Consider the following 14,685-nt stretch of genomic DNA (forward strand, 5'->3'; position numbering starts at 1 on the left):
CACCCCGGTGTGCTCCTTCCCCTATGTTTCACGTGAGTCATTTGCCGATACAGAACTGCGAAAAGATAACGTCCAGCATATCCTCGACATCGACCGCCCCAACGATGCGTCCAAGCGGATCCGCCGCCAGGCGCAGTTCCTCGGCCCGTAGCTCCTGGCCGCGATCACCACTGACCACTGCTGCGAGCAGGAAGCGTTTCGTCTCGTTGAGCAGCTCGACGTGCCGCAGCCGCGACGGCAGGACATCGCCGGCCTTGCCGATCTGGACTGCGGCACGACGCCCGATCTCGTCCAGCAGTTCGGTCAGACCCGTGCCGTCCCGCGTCGAGATAGCGAAATCATAGTGCGCCGCAGGCGAGGGCGATTTGCCCCCCAGCAGGTCAATTTTTGTTCCGACCCTCAGCGCCTGAATGTCGCCCGGCAGCATACCGATCGCGATTGGCTCCGCCAGATCCTCCAGCAGCAACAGCAGATCAGCGCTGTGCGCCTTGGTCCTGGCCTTCTCGATGCCGATCGCCTCGATCTTGCCGGGCGCCTCCCGCAGACCGGCGGTGTCGGTTACCCTGACCCGCACCCCTTGCAGGTCCAGTACCACCTCGAGCAGGTCGCGGGTCGTGCCCGGCTCGTCGGTGACGATGGCCGCTTCGCGCCGCGCCAAGGCGTTGAACAGGCTGGACTTGCCGGCATTCGGTGCGCCGAGGATTACCACTTCGAACCCGTCGCGGATGATTTCGGCAGCGCGGAAGCCGGCGACGTGGCGCTCGATTTCGTCGATCATGGCCCGGACATCGGACCAGACCGTATCAGCGACCGAGCCCGGCACGTCATCCTCGTCGGCAAAGTCGATCTCGGCCTCGATCATCGCGCGGGCGTGGATCAGCCGTCGGCGCCAGCCCAGATAGAGTTCGCTCTGCACGCCTTGGGCGTTGTGAACGGCAAAGCGCCGCTGCGCCTCGGTTTCGGCGTTGATGAGATCGGCCAGCGCCTCGGTTTCGACCAGATCGAGCTTGCCGTTGAGAAAGGCGCGGCGGGTGAATTCGCCAGGCTCGGCATGCCTGACGCCGTCGAAGGAGGCGATCGTTTCCAGCATCCTCGCCACAACGGCGCGCCCGCCATGCACATGGAACTCTGCAACGTCCTCGCCGGTAAAACTGTCGGGGCCGGCAAAGAAGACGACCAGGCCGCTGTCCAGCACCGATCCGTCGGGCGCCCGGAACTTGCGATAGGTGGCAACGCGGTTTGGCACCTTCGATCCAGCAATCGTTTCGACAGCGAATCGACTCTGCGGCCCGGAAATCCGGATCACCGCAATGCCGGCCGGCAGGCGCCCGCTCGACAGCGCCACGATGGAGTCTTTTGAAATCATTTGCCCGCTCTGCCGAAGCGCCCTAGCTATGCCTGTTCAATCCGCATCGAGTAGTGCCGTGACATTGCCTGCACAAAACCTGCTTGCCGAAGAGGCCAGCCCCTATCTGCAGCAGCACAGCGGCAATCCCGTGCACTGGCGGCCATGGTCGCCCGCCGCTCTGGCCGAAGCAAAGGTGCTGCAGCGTCCGATCCTGCTCTCTGTCGGCTACGCCGCGTGCCATTGGTGCCACGTCATGGCGCATGAGAGCTTCGAGAACGACGACGTCGCCGCCGTCATGAACCGTCTCTTCGTCAATATCAAGGTCGACCGCGAGGAGCGCCCCGACATCGACCAGATCTACATGGCGGCGCTGTCCTCGATGGGCGAGCAGGGCGGCTGGCCGCTGACCATGTTCCTGACCCCGGACGGCAAGCCGTTCTGGGGTGGCACTTACTTTCCGCGCGAAGCCCGCTACGGCCGGCCGGGTTTCGTCCAGGTGCTGGAGGCGGTTGACAAGGCTTGGCGGGAGAAGAAAGAAAGCGTTAACCAGAGTGCCGACGGCCTGACCACGCATGTCGAGACGCGGCTGGCGGGCAGCCATGGCAAGGCCGTGCTCGACCGCGGCATGCTGGCGAACCTCGCCAATGGCATTGACAGCATGATCGACCGCGATTTGGGCGGTCTGCGCGGCGCGCCGAAATTCCCCAACGCGCCGTTCATGCAGAGCCTCTGGCTGACCTGGCTGCGCGACGGCACCGCATCGCACCGCGACGCCGTTCTCCTCAGCCTCGAAAAGATGCTGGCCGGTGGCATCTATGACCATATTGGCGGCGGACTCAGCCGCTACTCGACCGACGCCGAATGGCTGGTCCCGCATTTCGAAAAAATGCTCTACGACAATGCCCAGCTCATCCGCTTGTGCAATTGGGCCTATGCGTCAACCGGCGAGGAATTGTTCCGGCTGCGAATCGAAGAGACCATTGCCTGGCTGTTGCGCGAAATGCGAGTCGAGGGCGATGCCTTCGCCGCCAGCCTTGATGCCGATAGCGAGGGCGAGGAGGGGTTGTTCTACACCTGGAGCAGGGATGAGCTAGAAGCAGCCCTTGGCGACGATTCAGCATTGTTTTTCAAATACTTCACGCTTGCCGACCCGCATGGTTGGGAAGGCAAGCCGATCATTTGCCAGACTGATGCTCAACAGGCGCAGAGCGTCATCGATCGTGACCTTCTGGTTCCGCTCAAGCAAAGGCTGCTGGCAGCGAGGGAACAGCGCGTGCGGCCCGGGCGTGACGGCAAGGCCCTGACCGACTGGAACGGCTTGATGATCGCAGCCCTTGCCGAGGCCGGACGGTCGCTTGGCCGATCCGACTGGATCGAAGCGGCGGCAACGGCCTTTGCCGCGATTGCGGCTGCCGGACGTGACGGCCGCCTGCCGCATTCGATGCTCGGCGCAAAGAAGCTGTTTCCGGCTCTGTCGAGCGACTATGCCGCCATGGCCAACGCCGCCATCTCACTGTTCGAGGCGACCGGCAATCCCGACTACATCGATCGCGCCGGGAACTTCATTGAGCAACTCGATCTTTGGCACCGGGACAGCGACAAGACCGGCTATTATCTGACCGCGTCCGACAGCGCGGATGTGCCGATCCGCATCCGCGGCGATGTCGACGAAGCCATTCCTTCCGCTACCGGCCAGATCATCGAGGCTCTGGTCCGATTGTCGTCGCTTTCGGGCGATCTCGATCTCTGGGAAAAAGCCTGGACAGTCGCAGAGCACGCGGGCGGGCGGGCGGAGCACCAGGGCTATGGCCAGGCGGGTATAGTCAATGCCTGTGCCTTGGCGCTTGAACCGCTGAAGCTGGTGATCGTGGATAGACCCGAGACTCTAAGGCTTGTTCCGGTTGCGAATCGAAATCCAGACCCGCGCCGGGTGGACATCGTCGTGCCTGTTGGCTCGGCGACAAATCTGCCGGCCTTGCCAGGCGGCGTCCTGCCGCCAACGGCCGAGCCCGGCGCCTGGCTCTGCACGGGGCAGGTCTGCCTGCCGGTGATAACCGACGCTGAGGAACTCGAGCGGCAGTTGCGCCGTCGATAGGTCGAGGTGCACAGAACCGGAACGCCGGCGGGACAGCGCCTTGCCCCCTTTACGTATTCATCGAATCGAAGAAATCCGCGTTGGTCTTGGTCTGCTTGAGCTTGTCGATAAGGAACTCGATGGCGTCGGTCGTTCCCATCGGCGCCAGGATGCGGCGCAGCACGAAGATCTTCTGCAGGTCCTGGCGCGGAACCAGCAGGTCCTCCTTGCGGGTGCCGGATTTGAGGATGTCCATGGCCGGATAGATGCGCTTGTCCGCCACCTTGCGGTCGAGCACGATTTCCGAATTGCCGGTGCCCTTGAACTCTTCGAAGATGACCTCGTCCATGCGGCTGCCGGTATCGATCAACGCCGTGGCGATGATGGTCAGCGAGCCGCCTTCCTCGATGTTGCGGGCAGCACCGAAGAAGCGCTTCGGCCGCTGCAGCGCGTTGGCGTCGACACCACCGGTCAGCACCTTGCCGGATGACGGCACGACGGTGTTGTAGGCGCGGCCGAGGCGGGTGATCGAATCCAGCAGGATGACGACGTCACGGCCGTGCTCGACCAGGCGCTTGGCCTTCTCGATGACCATTTCGGCAACCTGGACGTGGCGCACCGCCGGCTCGTCGAAGGTCGAGGACACCACCTCGCCCTTCACCGAGCGCTGCATGTCGGTGACTTCCTCCGGCCGCTCGTCGATCAGAAGCACGATCAAATAGCATTCCGGATGGTTGGTGGTGATCGAATGGGCGATGTTCTGCAGCAGCACCGTCTTGCCGGTGCGCGGCTGCGCCACGATCAGGGCGCGCTGGCCCTTGCCGAGCGGCGCCACCAGGTCGATGACGCGCGCCGAAATGTCCTTCGAGGTCGGAACCTCCATCTCCATCTTCAGCCGCGAGGTCGGATAAAGCGGCGTCAGATTGTCGAAATGGATCTTGTGGCGGATTTTTTCCGGGTCGTCGAAATTGATCGTGTTGACCTTGAGCAGCGCGAAATAGCGCTCGCCCTCTTTCGGGCTGCGGATCGGCCCTTCGACCGTATCGCCGGTCTTCAGCGAGAACCGCCGGATCTGCGACGGTGAAATATAGATGTCGTCGGGACCCGGCAGATAGTTGGCATTGGCGGAGCGCAGGAAGCCAAAGCCGTCCTGCAGCACTTCGACGACGCCGTCGCCGATGATCTCGATATCCTGGGTCGCCAGCCTCTTCAGGATCGCGAACATCAGCTCCTGCTTGCGCATGACGCTGGCATTCTCGACTTCGAGCGATTCCGCATAAGCGATCAGCTCTGGCGGTTTCTTGTTCTTGAACTCTGTGAGCTTCATTTCTTGCATCATTAGACGGACTCTGAGTAAGCTTTGGGAAAAATATCGGCGGGATGCGACAAATGCCGGGCGCGGCCGAAGCGACAAATGGGCGGCGCATGACGGGAAGGAAGACCCGTCTTTTATCGTCGGTCGGTTGAAAGAGCAAGCCGCCTTTTGCGGGCAACCGAAGACGTCAGAACGGTTTCACGATTACCAGGACGACGATGACGATCATCAGCAATGTAGGGATCTCATTGACGATCCGCCAGTGCCTTGCCGATTTTTCATTGCGGTCTTCGGCAAATTTGCGGACGGCGCCGGCGAGATAGCCATGCACGGCCGACAGGCCCACCACCGCAGCGATCTTGGCATGCAGCCAGCCGCCTTGAAAACCAAAGCCTTTCCAGGCGAGCCACAGGCCGAATGCCCAGGTGATCACCATTGCCGGATTGATGATGCCGCGCAGCAGGCGGCGCTCCATCACCTTGAAAGTCTCCGACTGGACGGAGCCTTTTTCGGCATCGGCATGATAGACCAGCAAGCGCGGCAGATAGAGCATGCCAGCCATCCAGGAGATGACGGCAATCACATGGATCGCCTTCGCCCAGGGATAGAAATCATCGGGCCCGAACAGCAACAGCAGCCCGGCCAGCACCAGGAAAATGACGATCGCGATTGCCGCGCGGCGCATCGCGCCCTTACCGGTGTTGGTGCCGTTCGCATTGTCTGCGCCCATCATCGTCACGATGCGCTCCGCACCAGTTTCACCATCTGCTCGACATGCGCCAGCGGCGTCTCCGGCGTGATGCCGTGGCCGAGGTTGAAGATCAGTGGTCCGTCGCCCAGCGCCTTCAGGATCGCCCCCACGCCGTCGGCAAGCGCTTTGCCGCCGGCTACAAGCCGCAGCGGATCGAGATTGCCCTGCACGGCGCCGTCACGCTGCAATTCCTTCGCGCTCGACAACGGCACGGTCCAGTCGAGGCCCAGCCCGGTCACGCCGGTCTTCTGGCGATAGCTTCGATAGTGATCTCCCGCGCCCTTGGGAAAGCCGATGACCGGAACATTGGGATGGGCAGCCTTCACTTGCCGGACGATCGAGGCCACCGGCTCGACGCAGAACAATTCGAAAGACGCTTCGTCGAGCACGCCTGACCACGAATCGAAGATCTGCACCACGTCGGCGCCGGCCTCGATCTGGCGGATCAGATAGGCAGCCGAATGATCGGCGAGCACCTTCAGCAGCCTAAGAAAGGCCGCCGGCTCGCGATAGCCGAACAGCCTGGCCGGCGCCTGGTCGGGCGTACCGTGGCCGGCAATCATGTAGGTCGCCACCGTCCAGGGCGCACCGCAGAAGCCGATCAGCGTCGTTTCATCAGGCAGTCTGGCGCGCAACCGCCGCACCGTCTCGTAGACCGGCTCGAGATTCACGTGAAACGTTTCGCCGTCGAGAGCCGCAATTTCCGCAGCCGTGATCGGCGTCAGCAGCGGGCCGCGTCCTTCCTCGAAGCGCACGTCGCGGCCGAGCGCATGCGGCACGACAAGAATATCGGAAAACAGGATCGATGCATCGAAGCCGAAGCGTTCGATCGGCTGCAGCGTCACTTCGACGGCGAGATCCGGGTCGTAGCAAAGATCGAGGAAGGATCCGGCCCGTCTCCTCGTCTCCCGGTATTCCGGCAGATAGCGGCCGGCCTGGCGCATCATCCAGAGCGGTGGCGGAAACGCCGCCTTGCCTCTCAACACGTCCAGCACGATCCGGTCTTGAGGCATTGAGCGCTCGCCTTTCCAGGCTTCCCTATAATTAAATATTCTATTTTTAGGAATCTTATGATTCTAAGAGTCTGTTGGTTGTGGTGGTTGTCTCCTGTCCCGCTTTGCCCTCGAAAAGACCAGCCAGCATATTGTCGCGCGCTTCTCCAACGGGATTGCAGGACTTTGTGGAAAGTCGGGAATTTACGACTGGAGTCAATGCGTTGCCGCCAGGCCAGGGAAATTGCCCCTGTGGATGAAGCGAAGGCAAAAAGCTCCGTCCCCGGACTTGTCCCCAACCGCCCGGAGAAGCCGACAGCACATCGAATTGTGGACAAACCGCCATCTGATACAGTCGCTTTGCGGTGGCCGGTTTCCCGCCCGGCTTATCCACATCGGCCCACAGCCTGGAATGTATCCTGTGAACAAACCGCAGAGCTTCTTTCACCTTCACCTGATTTCCGACGCCACCGGCGAAACGCTGCTGGCCGCCGGCCGCGCGGCTTCCGCGCAATACAAGGACGCGCGCGCCATCGAACATATCTACCCGCTCATCCGCACCGAAAAGCAGGTGACGAAGGTGTTCGAGGATATCGAGGAGGAGCCGGGCATCATCCTCTATACGGTGGTCGACCAGAAGCTTGCCCGCGGCATCGACGAACGCTGCGCGGCCATGGGCCTGCCTTGCGTCTCGGTGCTGGAACCGGTGCTGACGGTGTTCCAGTCCTATCTCGGCACGCCGGCCGGCCGCCGCGTCGGTGCCCAGCATGTGCTGGACGCCGAATATTTCCGCCGCATCGACGCGCTCAACTTCACCATGGAGCATGACGATGGCCAGCTGCCGGCCAATATGGATGATGCCGACATCGTGCTCGTCGGCATCTCCCGCACCTCGAAGACGCCGACCAGCATCTATCTCGCCAATCGCGGCATCAAGACCGCCAACATCCCGATCGTGCTCGGCGTTCCGGTGCCCGAAAGCCTGGTCAATGCCACCAGGCCGCTGATCGTCGGCCTGGTCGCCACCGCCGAACGGATCTCGCAGGTCCGGCAGAACCGCATTCTCGGCACCAGCGCCTACGAACCGACCGACTATGTCGACCGTGCCGCGATCGCCGAAGAGCTCGCCTATGCCCGCCAGATATGCACGCGGCACGGCTGGCCGATGATCGACGTCAGCCGCCGTTCGATCGAGGAGACGGCGGCGGCCATCGTTGCCCTGCGCGGCAAGACGCGGTAGGGCGTGTGATATTCAGGTGATGCCGGCCTGCAAACGGCGGTTTCCTGCGCTTCCGGTGCTCACGTACGAAAAGTACGCTCCGCTCCGGTTCTCGGAAGCCGCCGTTTTCGGCTCGGCCTGACCTGAATCTCGACACACCCTAGTGTCAGGAACCGGGTAAAAAAATGGCTGAAAAAATCATCCTTGCCTCGGGCAGCCCGTTCCGCAAGGCGCTGCTCGTCAATGCCGGCGTCACTGTCGAAGCGGTTCCGGCCTCTGTCGATGAGCGCGCGCTCGAGGCGCCGCTGCAGAATACTGGCGTGTCGCCGGAGGACGTCGCCCTGGTGCTCGCCGAAGCCAAGGCCACCGACGTCAGTGAGCGCAAGCCCGGCGCCCTGGTGCTCGGCTGCGACCAGACGCTGTCGCTCGGCGACGAGCTGTTCCACAAGCCGGCCGACATGGAAGGGGCGCGCCGTCATCTGCTGGCGCTGTCGGGCAAGACGCATCATCTCAACAGCGCCGTCGTGCTCGGCCGTGACGGCCAGGTTCTGTGGCGGCATGTCGGCGTCGCCAGCCTGACCATGCGCAAGCTCGATCCGGCCTTCATCGGCCGCCATCTGGCGCGCGTCGGCGCCAAAGCGTTGTCCAGCGTCGGCGCTTACCAGATCGAAGGCGAAGGCATCCAGCTGTTCGAAAAAATCGAAGGCGACTATTTTACTATTGTCGGCTTGCCACTTTTGCCGGTGCTGGCCAAGCTGCGTGAGTTCGGGGCGATCGATGGCTGAGGCCCCGAAAAAAGCCTTCGTCACCGGCCACCCGATCGCGCATTCCAGGTCTCCGAAGATCCACGGCCACTGGCTGGCGAAATACGGCATCGACGGCGTCTACGAGGCAATCGACGTTGCACCGGAGGCGTTTGCCGAATTCCTGCAGACGCTGCAGGCACAAGGCTATCGCGGCGGCAACGTCACCATCCCGCACAAGGAAGCCGCCTTCGCACTGGCGGCGCGCCGCGACGCCGACGCCGAACAGATAGGTGCGGTCAATACGCTGTGGTTCGAGAATGGCGAATTGTGCGGCGGCAACACCGATGCCCATGGCTTTGCCGCCAATCTGGACGAATATGCACCGGGCTGGGCGGCTAACGGCCCCGCCGTGGTGCTCGGTGCCGGCGGCGCCGCTCGCGCGGTCATCCATGCGCTGAAGCAGCGCGGCGTCAGCGACATCCGCATCGTCAACCGGACGCTTGCGAGGGCGCAGGAGCTGCGCGACGGCTTCGGTGCCGGCGTTTCCGCCCACAACCTCGCGGCGACCGGCGAATTGCTCGAAGATGCCGGCCTGCTGGTCAACACGACGGCGCTCGGCATGCATGGCAATGAAGGCCTGTCCGCGGATCCAGGCAGACTGCCGGACCGCGCCATCGTCACGGACATCGTCTACGTGCCGCTGGAGACGCCGCTGCTTGCTACCGCCAAAGCGCGCGGCCTGAGAACCGTCGATGGGCTCGGCATGCTGCTGCACCAGGCGGTGCCCGGCTTCGAGCGGTGGTTCGGCATCAGGCCAGAAGTCACCGCCGAACTGCGGCAAATAATTATTGCCGATATCGGCGCGATAAAATGATCGTGCTCGGCCTCACCGGATCGATCGGCATGGGCAAATCGACCGCGGCCAAGATGTTCGCCGAGGCCGGCGTGCCGGTCCATGATTCCGACGAGGCTGTGCATCGCCTTTATGCCGGCAAGGCCGCGCCCTTGGTCGAGGCGGCCTTTCCCGGCACCACCCGATCCGGTGCGGTCGACCGCGCGGCACTGGCGGAGCGGGTGCTCGGCGACGCCGCCGCGCTGAAACGGCTGGAAGCGATCATCCATCCGCTGGTCCGTGCCGACGCCGATGCCTTCCTGGCTGAACATCGTGCCGCCGGCGCGCCGCTTGCCGTGCTCGATATACCGCTGCTGTTCGAGACCGGCGGCCGCAACCGCGTCGACAAGGTCGTGGTCGTCACCGCGCCGCCCGAAGTCCAGCGCGCCCGCGTGCTGGCGCGGCCGGGCATGAACGAGGAGAAACTGGCGTCGATCCTGGCCAGGCAGGTTCCCGACACCGAAAAGCGCCGGCGCGCCGACTTTGTCATCGACACCGGTCAGGGCTTTGACGCCACTCGCGCGGCCGTCAAGGCCATCATCGCCGAACTAGTCGTGGATAAGGCAGCCAGGCCTGGTTAAGAGGCTTGCAGACCCGCATTACTTGTTGCCATTTTGTTCCTGGTGTGATTCGGCTAGAATGATGCCGGAACCAGTGGACTGATTCGATGCGTGAGATCATCTTCGATACGGAAACCACCGGCCTCGACACGCGCGAGGACCGGGTCATCGAGCTTGGCGGCGTCGAATTGGTCAACCGTTTCCCGACCGGCCGAACCTTCCACAAATATATCAACCCGCAAGGCCGCCAGATCCATCACGAGGCGCAGGCCGTGCACGGCATCAGTGCCGCCGATCTTCAGGGCAAGCCGACTTTCATGGAGATCGCCGAGGAGTTTCTGGCCTTCATCGACGGCGCCAAACTGGTCGCGCACAATGCCGGCTTCGACATCGGCTTCCTCAATCTCGAATTCGGCCGGCTTGGCCATCCGGCCATCGATCCGGGACGGATCGTCGACACGCTGGCGCTGGCGCGCCGCAAGCATCCGATGGGCCCCAATTCGCTCGACGCGCTCTGCCGCCGCTACGGCATCGACAACGGCCGCCGCACCAAGCACGGCGCGCTGCTCGATTCGGAATTGCTGGCCGAGGTCTATATCGAGCTCATCGGCGGCAAGCAGGCAAGCCTTATCCTCGACAGCATCCTGACTCCGGCGGGCGGCAGGCAGAATGTCGACGACATCGATATTTCGATCGGTGTGCGGCCGATCGCCTTGCCGTCGCGCCTGACCGATGCCGAGCGCGCAGCACACGCAGGCATGGTTGGCAGCCTCGGCGAAAAAGCGCTGTGGCTGCGCGTCCCCCCGGAAGCGAGTTCCGCGGCACAGTGATTTTGACCGGAGTGATCCTTCGCGCCCCCCTCTGTCCTGCCGGACATCTCCCCCTCAAGGGGGGAGATTGGCAGACCCAGCGTCTCGCTCATTCCTGCGGCGATGAAGGATTGGCGAAGGCTGACGTGAAGTCCGATCTCCCCCCTTGAGGGGGAGATGGCCGGCAGGCCAGAGGGGGGTACTGCCCCGCCGGCGTCTCAAACAAAAAACCCGGCTTCGCGCCGGGTTTTTCAAACGCTGCGAGCCAACCAGCCTCAGCTCACCTTGACCTTGGCGGCGGCAGCCTGGTCCTCGGCCAGCTTCTGCTGGAACATCTGCGCGAAATCGATCGGGTCTAGCATCAGCGGCGGGAAGCCGCCGTTGCGTGTTGCCTCGGCGATGATCTGCCGGGCGAACGGGAACAGCAGCCGCGGGCATTCGATGAACAGGATCGGCAGCATGTGCTCCTGCGGGAAGCCGCTGATGGAGAAGACGCCGCCATAGACCAGCTCGACGTTGAACAGCACTTCCTGGTCGAACGACGCTTTTGCGTTCAGCGTCAAATTGACGTCGAACTGCTTGTCCGAAAGCGGGTTGGCGTTGACGTTGACATTGATGGCGATGCCCGGAGCCTTGTCGCGGCCGCGCAACGAGTTCGGTGCGCCGGGGCTTTCGAAGGACAGGTCCTTCACATATTGCGCAAGCACGTTGAGCGAAGGCTGCGCCGCATTTCCATTACCGTTGGCTGCGCCGGTCGGCGCGTCGTCGTTGCTGGCCATAAGCTGTGGTCCTTTTGCCTGGGCAGCGTTGCTGACCGGATTGAAATTCGGGCGTTCGCTATCATGGCCGGCCCGACAAGACAAGTTTGCAAAAGACGCCGGTTGCCTTGCAGCTACTCGTCCTTGAGGCGGCGCCAGGGAGAACCCGGTCCGCGCGTATGGTCGTCGGCCCGCGAATAGTCGCCGTCGTCGAGATCGATGGTCTTGCCGCGTTGCCTTGCCCGCAAACCACTGCTGAAATCGGTTGCCAGCACGATGCGGCCTTTCAGCATCCGCCAGGCAAGATCGCGCACCGGCGGCAGGAACAGCAGAAGGCCGAAAATATCCGAGATGAAGCCGGGGATGATCAAAAGGATCGCTGCCAGCACGATCATGGCGCCATGCGCAAGCTGGCCGCTCGGATCACGCCCGGCATCCATTTCGGCACGGACCCTGGCCATGACGCCAAAACCCTGGTGCCGCAGCAGCAGGGCGCCGGCGACACTCGAGGCCATCACCAAGCCGACTGTCGCCAGCGCGCCGACCTGGCGGCCGACAATAACGAAACCGGCTATCTCCAGCAGTGGAAGCGCGAGAATGAACAGGGGAAGCAGCGAGATACGCAAATCTTGACCGATCGTTTTCGATGTTTTGCCGGCCGGCGAGCAATCGCCGCTGGCACCAGAGCTGTTAGATAGGTATGGCTGCCTTTGATTTGAATGATTGCGCCATGCGTTCTATATGCTTTGGATACTGAACGCTATGTGATCGCGGCCCTTGCTTGGCCGCTGGTCCGGCCAAAGCAGGGATTGATTGGCGCAAGATATGGGCTTCTTCGACTTCGGCACGATTTTCTTTCTGATTGCGGCGGTGGTGATCTTCTTCCAGCTGCGCAACGTGCTTGGCCGACGCACGGGCAACGAGCGCCCACCCTTCGATCCATATACGGCAGCGCGCAAAAACGACAAGGATGCCGCCCAGAAACCCGAGAACGTGGTCTCGCTGCCGCGCAAGCGCCTGGCGGGAGAGCCGGCGGCCGATGCCTATGTGGCGATCGATGCCTTTGCCAAGCCGGACACCGATCTCAACCGGGGCCTGCGGGCGATCAAGGACAATGATCCGACCTTCGACCCGAAGACCTTCGTCGATCGCCCCAAGATGTCCTACGAGATGATCGTCATGGCCTACGCCGATGGCGACCGCAAAACGCTGAAGAACCTTTTGTCGCGCGAGGTCTATGACGGCTTCGTCGCGGCCATCGGCGACCGTGAGGCGAAAGCCGAAAAGATCCAGTCCTCCTTCGTCGGCATCGACAAGGCCGACATCGTTTCGGCCGAGATGAAGGGCAGCGAGGCCCACATCACGCTGCGCATTGTCAGCGAACTGATTTCGGCGACCCGCGACAAGGCCGGCGCCGTCATCGACGGCGATCCCGAAACCGTCGCCGAGGTCAAGGATGTCTGGACCTTCGCTCGTGACGCGCGCTCGCGCGATCCGAACTGGAAGCTCGTCGCCACCGAAGAAGAAGACTGAACTGGACGGCGGCGGAGGCTGTCGTGTCGCTTTCTCGAGCCTTCAGCGAAAAATCCTTTGGCGAATTGCCGGGCTGGGGTGAGGACGACCATCTTGCTGCCTTTGACGCCTTTCGCCGCTCGGCCTTTCATTTCCTGAGCAAACCCTACCGCTCCGGCGCGCTCGGCGTCGACTACAATGGCTTTGTCGACGCCTATGCCGAAGCGCGCACCGTTTCGCCGGCGAATCGGTCGCAGGCTCGAAGCTTTTTCGAGCGCCATTTCGTTCCGGCCCGTATCGATGCCGAAGATGGTGGTCCCGGCCTGGTCACCGGCTTTTATGAGCCGGAGGTCGAAGCCTCGCCGGTACGCACGCAACGGTTTTCGGTGCCGTTGCTGGCGCGCCCGGCCGACCTAGTCGACATCGACGACGGCAATCGTCCTTCAGCCTTGGATCCTTATCTCGCCTTTGCTCGTGCGGCGCCGAACGGCCCGGTCGAATATTTCGACCGCGGCGAGATCGAACGCGGCGCGCTTGCCGGAAAAAGGCTGGAAATCGCCTGGCTCGCCGACAAGGTCGACGCCTTCTTCATTCACGTGCAGGGCGCGGCACGCCTCAAGATGACCGACGGCAGGCTTCGCCGCATCACCTATGCCGCCAAATCCGGCCAGCGCTTTACCGGACCGGGCAAGATCTTGAGCGAGGAAGGCGAGATCCCGCGGGAGAAAGTGACGATGCAGTCGATCCGTGCCTGGTTCAAGGCGCATCCGGAACGCGTCGACGAGATCCTTTGGCGCAACCGCTCCTACATTTTCTTCCGCGAGATGGGCGTCGACGACCCAGAGCTCGGCCCGATCGCTGCCGCCAAGGTGGCGCTGACACCCGGCCGCTCGATCGCCGTCGACCGGCTGCTGCACACGTTCGGCACGCCCTTCCATATCGATGCGCCGTCGCTGACCGCTTTCGACGGAAAACCGTTCCGGCGGCTGATGATCGCGCAGGACACCGGCTCGGCGATCACCGGGCCGGCCCGCGGCGATCTGTTTGCCGGGTCGGGCGATGCTGCCGGCGAGATCGCCGGCGTTATCCGCAACGCCGCAGATTTTTATGCGCTGGTCCCCCGGCCGCTGGTTTCAGGAGCAGGCCGATGACCCGGCGCATCGATAGGCTGAGCGAGGACGACCGGGTGCTGTGGAACCTGGTGGCGCACACGGCAAAACCGCTGAAGGGCAGAACCGCCGTCGAAATTCCGCACGTCGGGCCGGAGATCGACGAGACCAGGCAGGCGCCGCCGCCGGCACAGGTCGCGGGCAATGCTGCCACGGCCGCAAAGCCGAAGGCGCAGCATGTCTCCCACGCACTCGATGAACCGACGCTGGACAAGCTGTCGAAGGGCCGGCTGCCGATCGAGGGCCGCGTCGACCTGCATGGCCTGACGCAGGACGAAGCCTATTCGCTGCTGTTTTCCTTTCTGCACCGGGCGCATGCCGGCGGCATCCGCTACGTCCTCGTGATCACCGGCAAGGGCTCTTCGTCGGGCGGCGATGGCGTCTTGCGGCGCGCCGTGCCGTCATGGCTGTCGACACCCGCCTTCCGGCCCCTCGTCTCCAGCCACGACCATGCCGCCCGCAAACATGGCGGCTCGGGTGCGCTCTATATCCGCTTGCGGCGGGCGCGCTCATGAGGACACGCCGATGAGGGACGCACCT

The 14,685-nt window shown here is 63.2% G+C and carries 15 protein-coding genes; 9 read left to right on the forward strand and 6 right to left on the reverse strand.

All coding sequences use genetic code 11. The features are described from left to right. Positions 1 to 37 precede the first annotated feature (37 nt). Positions 38 to 1,366 (reverse strand): tRNA uridine-5-carboxymethylaminomethyl(34) synthesis GTPase MnmE, encoded by a 1,329-nt coding sequence (gene mnmE / locus NKH28_RS20890; RefSeq protein WP_352980323.1) that lies wholly within the window; start codon positions 1,364 to 1,366, stop codon positions 38 to 40. Positions 1,367 to 1,424: 58 nt separating this feature from the next. Here mnmE and NKH28_RS20895 point away from each other — a divergent pair, with 58 nt between their 5' ends. Continuing rightward, on the forward strand, positions 1,425 to 3,443 hold the full coding sequence (locus NKH28_RS20895; RefSeq protein ID WP_352980324.1) for a thioredoxin domain-containing protein: 2,019 nt from the start codon (positions 1,425 to 1,427) through the stop codon (positions 3,441 to 3,443). A gap of 49 nt (positions 3,444 to 3,492) precedes the next feature. Here the strand turns inward: NKH28_RS20895 and rho are convergent, their stop codons facing one another. The 3 genes from rho to hemE all read right to left on the reverse strand — a co-directional run bounded on the left by rho (position 3,493) and on the right by hemE (position 6,501). Next, positions 3,493 to 4,758: a transcription termination factor Rho gene (gene rho, locus NKH28_RS20900; RefSeq protein WP_023675925.1), complete on the reverse strand. Its 1,266-nt coding sequence runs from the start codon at positions 4,756 to 4,758 to the stop codon at positions 3,493 to 3,495. A 166-nt stretch (positions 4,759 to 4,924) separates the two neighbouring features. Next, the gene (gene hemJ / locus NKH28_RS20905; protein WP_502893764.1) at positions 4,925 to 5,470 is read right to left on the reverse strand and encodes a protoporphyrinogen oxidase HemJ; all 546 of its coding nucleotides are present in this window, start codon (positions 5,468 to 5,470) and stop codon (positions 4,925 to 4,927) included. A 2-nt stretch (positions 5,471 to 5,472) separates the two neighbouring features. Continuing rightward, entirely contained in the window at positions 5,473 to 6,501 is a 1,029-nt protein-coding gene (gene hemE, locus NKH28_RS20910; RefSeq protein ID WP_352980325.1) for a uroporphyrinogen decarboxylase, read from the reverse strand. Between the two features lie 400 nt (positions 6,502 to 6,901). Here hemE and NKH28_RS20915 point away from each other — a divergent pair, with 400 nt between their 5' ends. The 5 genes from NKH28_RS20915 to dnaQ all read left to right on the forward strand — a co-directional run bounded on the left by NKH28_RS20915 (position 6,902) and on the right by dnaQ (position 10,727). Beyond that, positions 6,902 to 7,720 carry a pyruvate, water dikinase regulatory protein gene (locus NKH28_RS20915; RefSeq protein ID WP_254817949.1) on the forward strand — a complete coding sequence of 273 codons (819 nt, stop codon included), beginning with the start codon at positions 6,902 to 6,904 and terminating at the stop codon, positions 7,718 to 7,720. A 164-nt stretch (positions 7,721 to 7,884) separates the two neighbouring features. Then, positions 7,885 to 8,484 carry a Maf-like protein gene (locus NKH28_RS20920; protein ID WP_352980326.1) on the forward strand — a complete coding sequence of 200 codons (600 nt, stop codon included), beginning with the start codon at positions 7,885 to 7,887 and terminating at the stop codon, positions 8,482 to 8,484. After that, positions 8,477 to 9,319, forward strand: a complete 843-nt coding sequence (locus tag NKH28_RS20925) for a shikimate dehydrogenase (protein ID WP_352491250.1) — start codon at positions 8,477 to 8,479, stop codon at positions 9,317 to 9,319. The genes NKH28_RS20920 and NKH28_RS20925 overlap by 8 nt, the downstream gene beginning before the upstream one ends. Further along, positions 9,316 to 9,918 (forward strand): dephospho-CoA kinase, encoded by a 603-nt coding sequence (gene coaE / locus NKH28_RS20930; protein ID WP_352473995.1) that lies wholly within the window; start codon positions 9,316 to 9,318, stop codon positions 9,916 to 9,918. Before NKH28_RS20925 ends, coaE begins: the two co-directional genes overlap by 4 nt. 86 nt (positions 9,919 to 10,004) lie before the next feature. After that, positions 10,005 to 10,727: a DNA polymerase III subunit epsilon gene (gene dnaQ, locus NKH28_RS20935; RefSeq protein ID WP_352473994.1), complete on the forward strand. Its 723-nt coding sequence runs from the start codon at positions 10,005 to 10,007 to the stop codon at positions 10,725 to 10,727. Positions 10,728 to 10,981: 254 nt separating this feature from the next. On the opposite strand, the gene secB is transcribed toward dnaQ, so the two are convergent. Both secB and NKH28_RS20945 read right to left on the reverse strand, forming a co-directional pair. Continuing rightward, positions 10,982 to 11,485: a protein-export chaperone SecB gene (gene secB / locus NKH28_RS20940; protein WP_352453643.1), complete on the reverse strand. Its 504-nt coding sequence runs from the start codon at positions 11,483 to 11,485 to the stop codon at positions 10,982 to 10,984. Positions 11,486 to 11,598: 113 nt separating this feature from the next. After that, positions 11,599 to 12,090 (reverse strand): FxsA family protein, encoded by a 492-nt coding sequence (locus tag NKH28_RS20945; protein ID WP_352491248.1) that lies wholly within the window; start codon positions 12,088 to 12,090, stop codon positions 11,599 to 11,601. 199 nt (positions 12,091 to 12,289) lie between these two features. On the opposite strand from NKH28_RS20945, the gene NKH28_RS20950 reads away from it, so the two are divergent. The 3 genes from NKH28_RS20950 to NKH28_RS20960 are packed head-to-tail and all read left to right on the forward strand — an operon-like array spanning position 12,290 to position 14,660. After that, complete coding sequence (locus tag NKH28_RS20950; RefSeq protein WP_352980327.1) at positions 12,290 to 12,997, forward strand: Tim44/TimA family putative adaptor protein; 708 nt, start codon at positions 12,290 to 12,292, stop codon at positions 12,995 to 12,997. Between the two features lie 23 nt (positions 12,998 to 13,020). Beyond that, the gene (gene mltA / locus NKH28_RS20955) at positions 13,021 to 14,127 is read left to right on the forward strand and encodes a murein transglycosylase A (RefSeq protein ID WP_352980328.1); all 1,107 of its coding nucleotides are present in this window, start codon (positions 13,021 to 13,023) and stop codon (positions 14,125 to 14,127) included. Then, a complete protein-coding gene (locus NKH28_RS20960) occupies positions 14,124 to 14,660 on the forward strand; it encodes a Smr/MutS family protein (protein ID WP_352473990.1) in 537 nt (178 codons plus the stop codon). Before mltA ends, NKH28_RS20960 begins: the two co-directional genes overlap by 4 nt. Positions 14,661 to 14,685: the final 25 nt, after the last annotated feature.

Source organism: Mesorhizobium sp. M1227, assembly GCF_040318315.1.
Taxonomy (GTDB): domain Bacteria; phylum Pseudomonadota; class Alphaproteobacteria; order Rhizobiales; family Rhizobiaceae; genus Mesorhizobium.

What these genes read in the sequence shown, in the direction of transcription:
- mnmE (WP_352980323.1), bottom strand. Translation starts at nt 1,366, where the DNA reads ATGATTTCAAAAGACTCCATCGTGGCGCTGTCGAGCGGGCGCCTGCCG.
- hemJ (WP_502893764.1), bottom strand. Translation starts at nt 5,470, where the DNA reads ATGATGGGCGCAGACAATGCGAACGGCACCAACACCGGTAAGGGCGCG.
- NKH28_RS20920 (WP_352980326.1), top strand. Translation starts at nt 7,885, where the DNA reads ATGGCTGAAAAAATCATCCTTGCCTCGGGCAGCCCGTTCCGCAAGGCG.
- NKH28_RS20950 (WP_352980327.1), top strand. Translation starts at nt 12,290, where the DNA reads ATGGGCTTCTTCGACTTCGGCACGATTTTCTTTCTGATTGCGGCGGTG.
- hemE (WP_352980325.1), bottom strand. Translation starts at nt 6,501, where the DNA reads ATGCCTCAAGACCGGATCGTGCTGGACGTGTTGAGAGGCAAGGCGGCG.
- dnaQ (WP_352473994.1), top strand. Translation starts at nt 10,005, where the DNA reads ATGCGTGAGATCATCTTCGATACGGAAACCACCGGCCTCGACACGCGC.
- secB (WP_352453643.1), bottom strand. Translation starts at nt 11,485, where the DNA reads ATGGCCAGCAACGACGACGCGCCGACCGGCGCAGCCAACGGTAATGGA.
- NKH28_RS20925 (WP_352491250.1), top strand. Translation starts at nt 8,477, where the DNA reads ATGGCTGAGGCCCCGAAAAAAGCCTTCGTCACCGGCCACCCGATCGCG.
- rho (WP_023675925.1), bottom strand. Translation starts at nt 4,758, where the DNA reads ATGCAAGAAATGAAGCTCACAGAGTTCAAGAACAAGAAACCGCCAGAG.
- NKH28_RS20960 (WP_352473990.1), top strand. Translation starts at nt 14,124, where the DNA reads ATGACCCGGCGCATCGATAGGCTGAGCGAGGACGACCGGGTGCTGTGG.
- coaE (WP_352473995.1), top strand. Translation starts at nt 9,316, where the DNA reads ATGATCGTGCTCGGCCTCACCGGATCGATCGGCATGGGCAAATCGACC.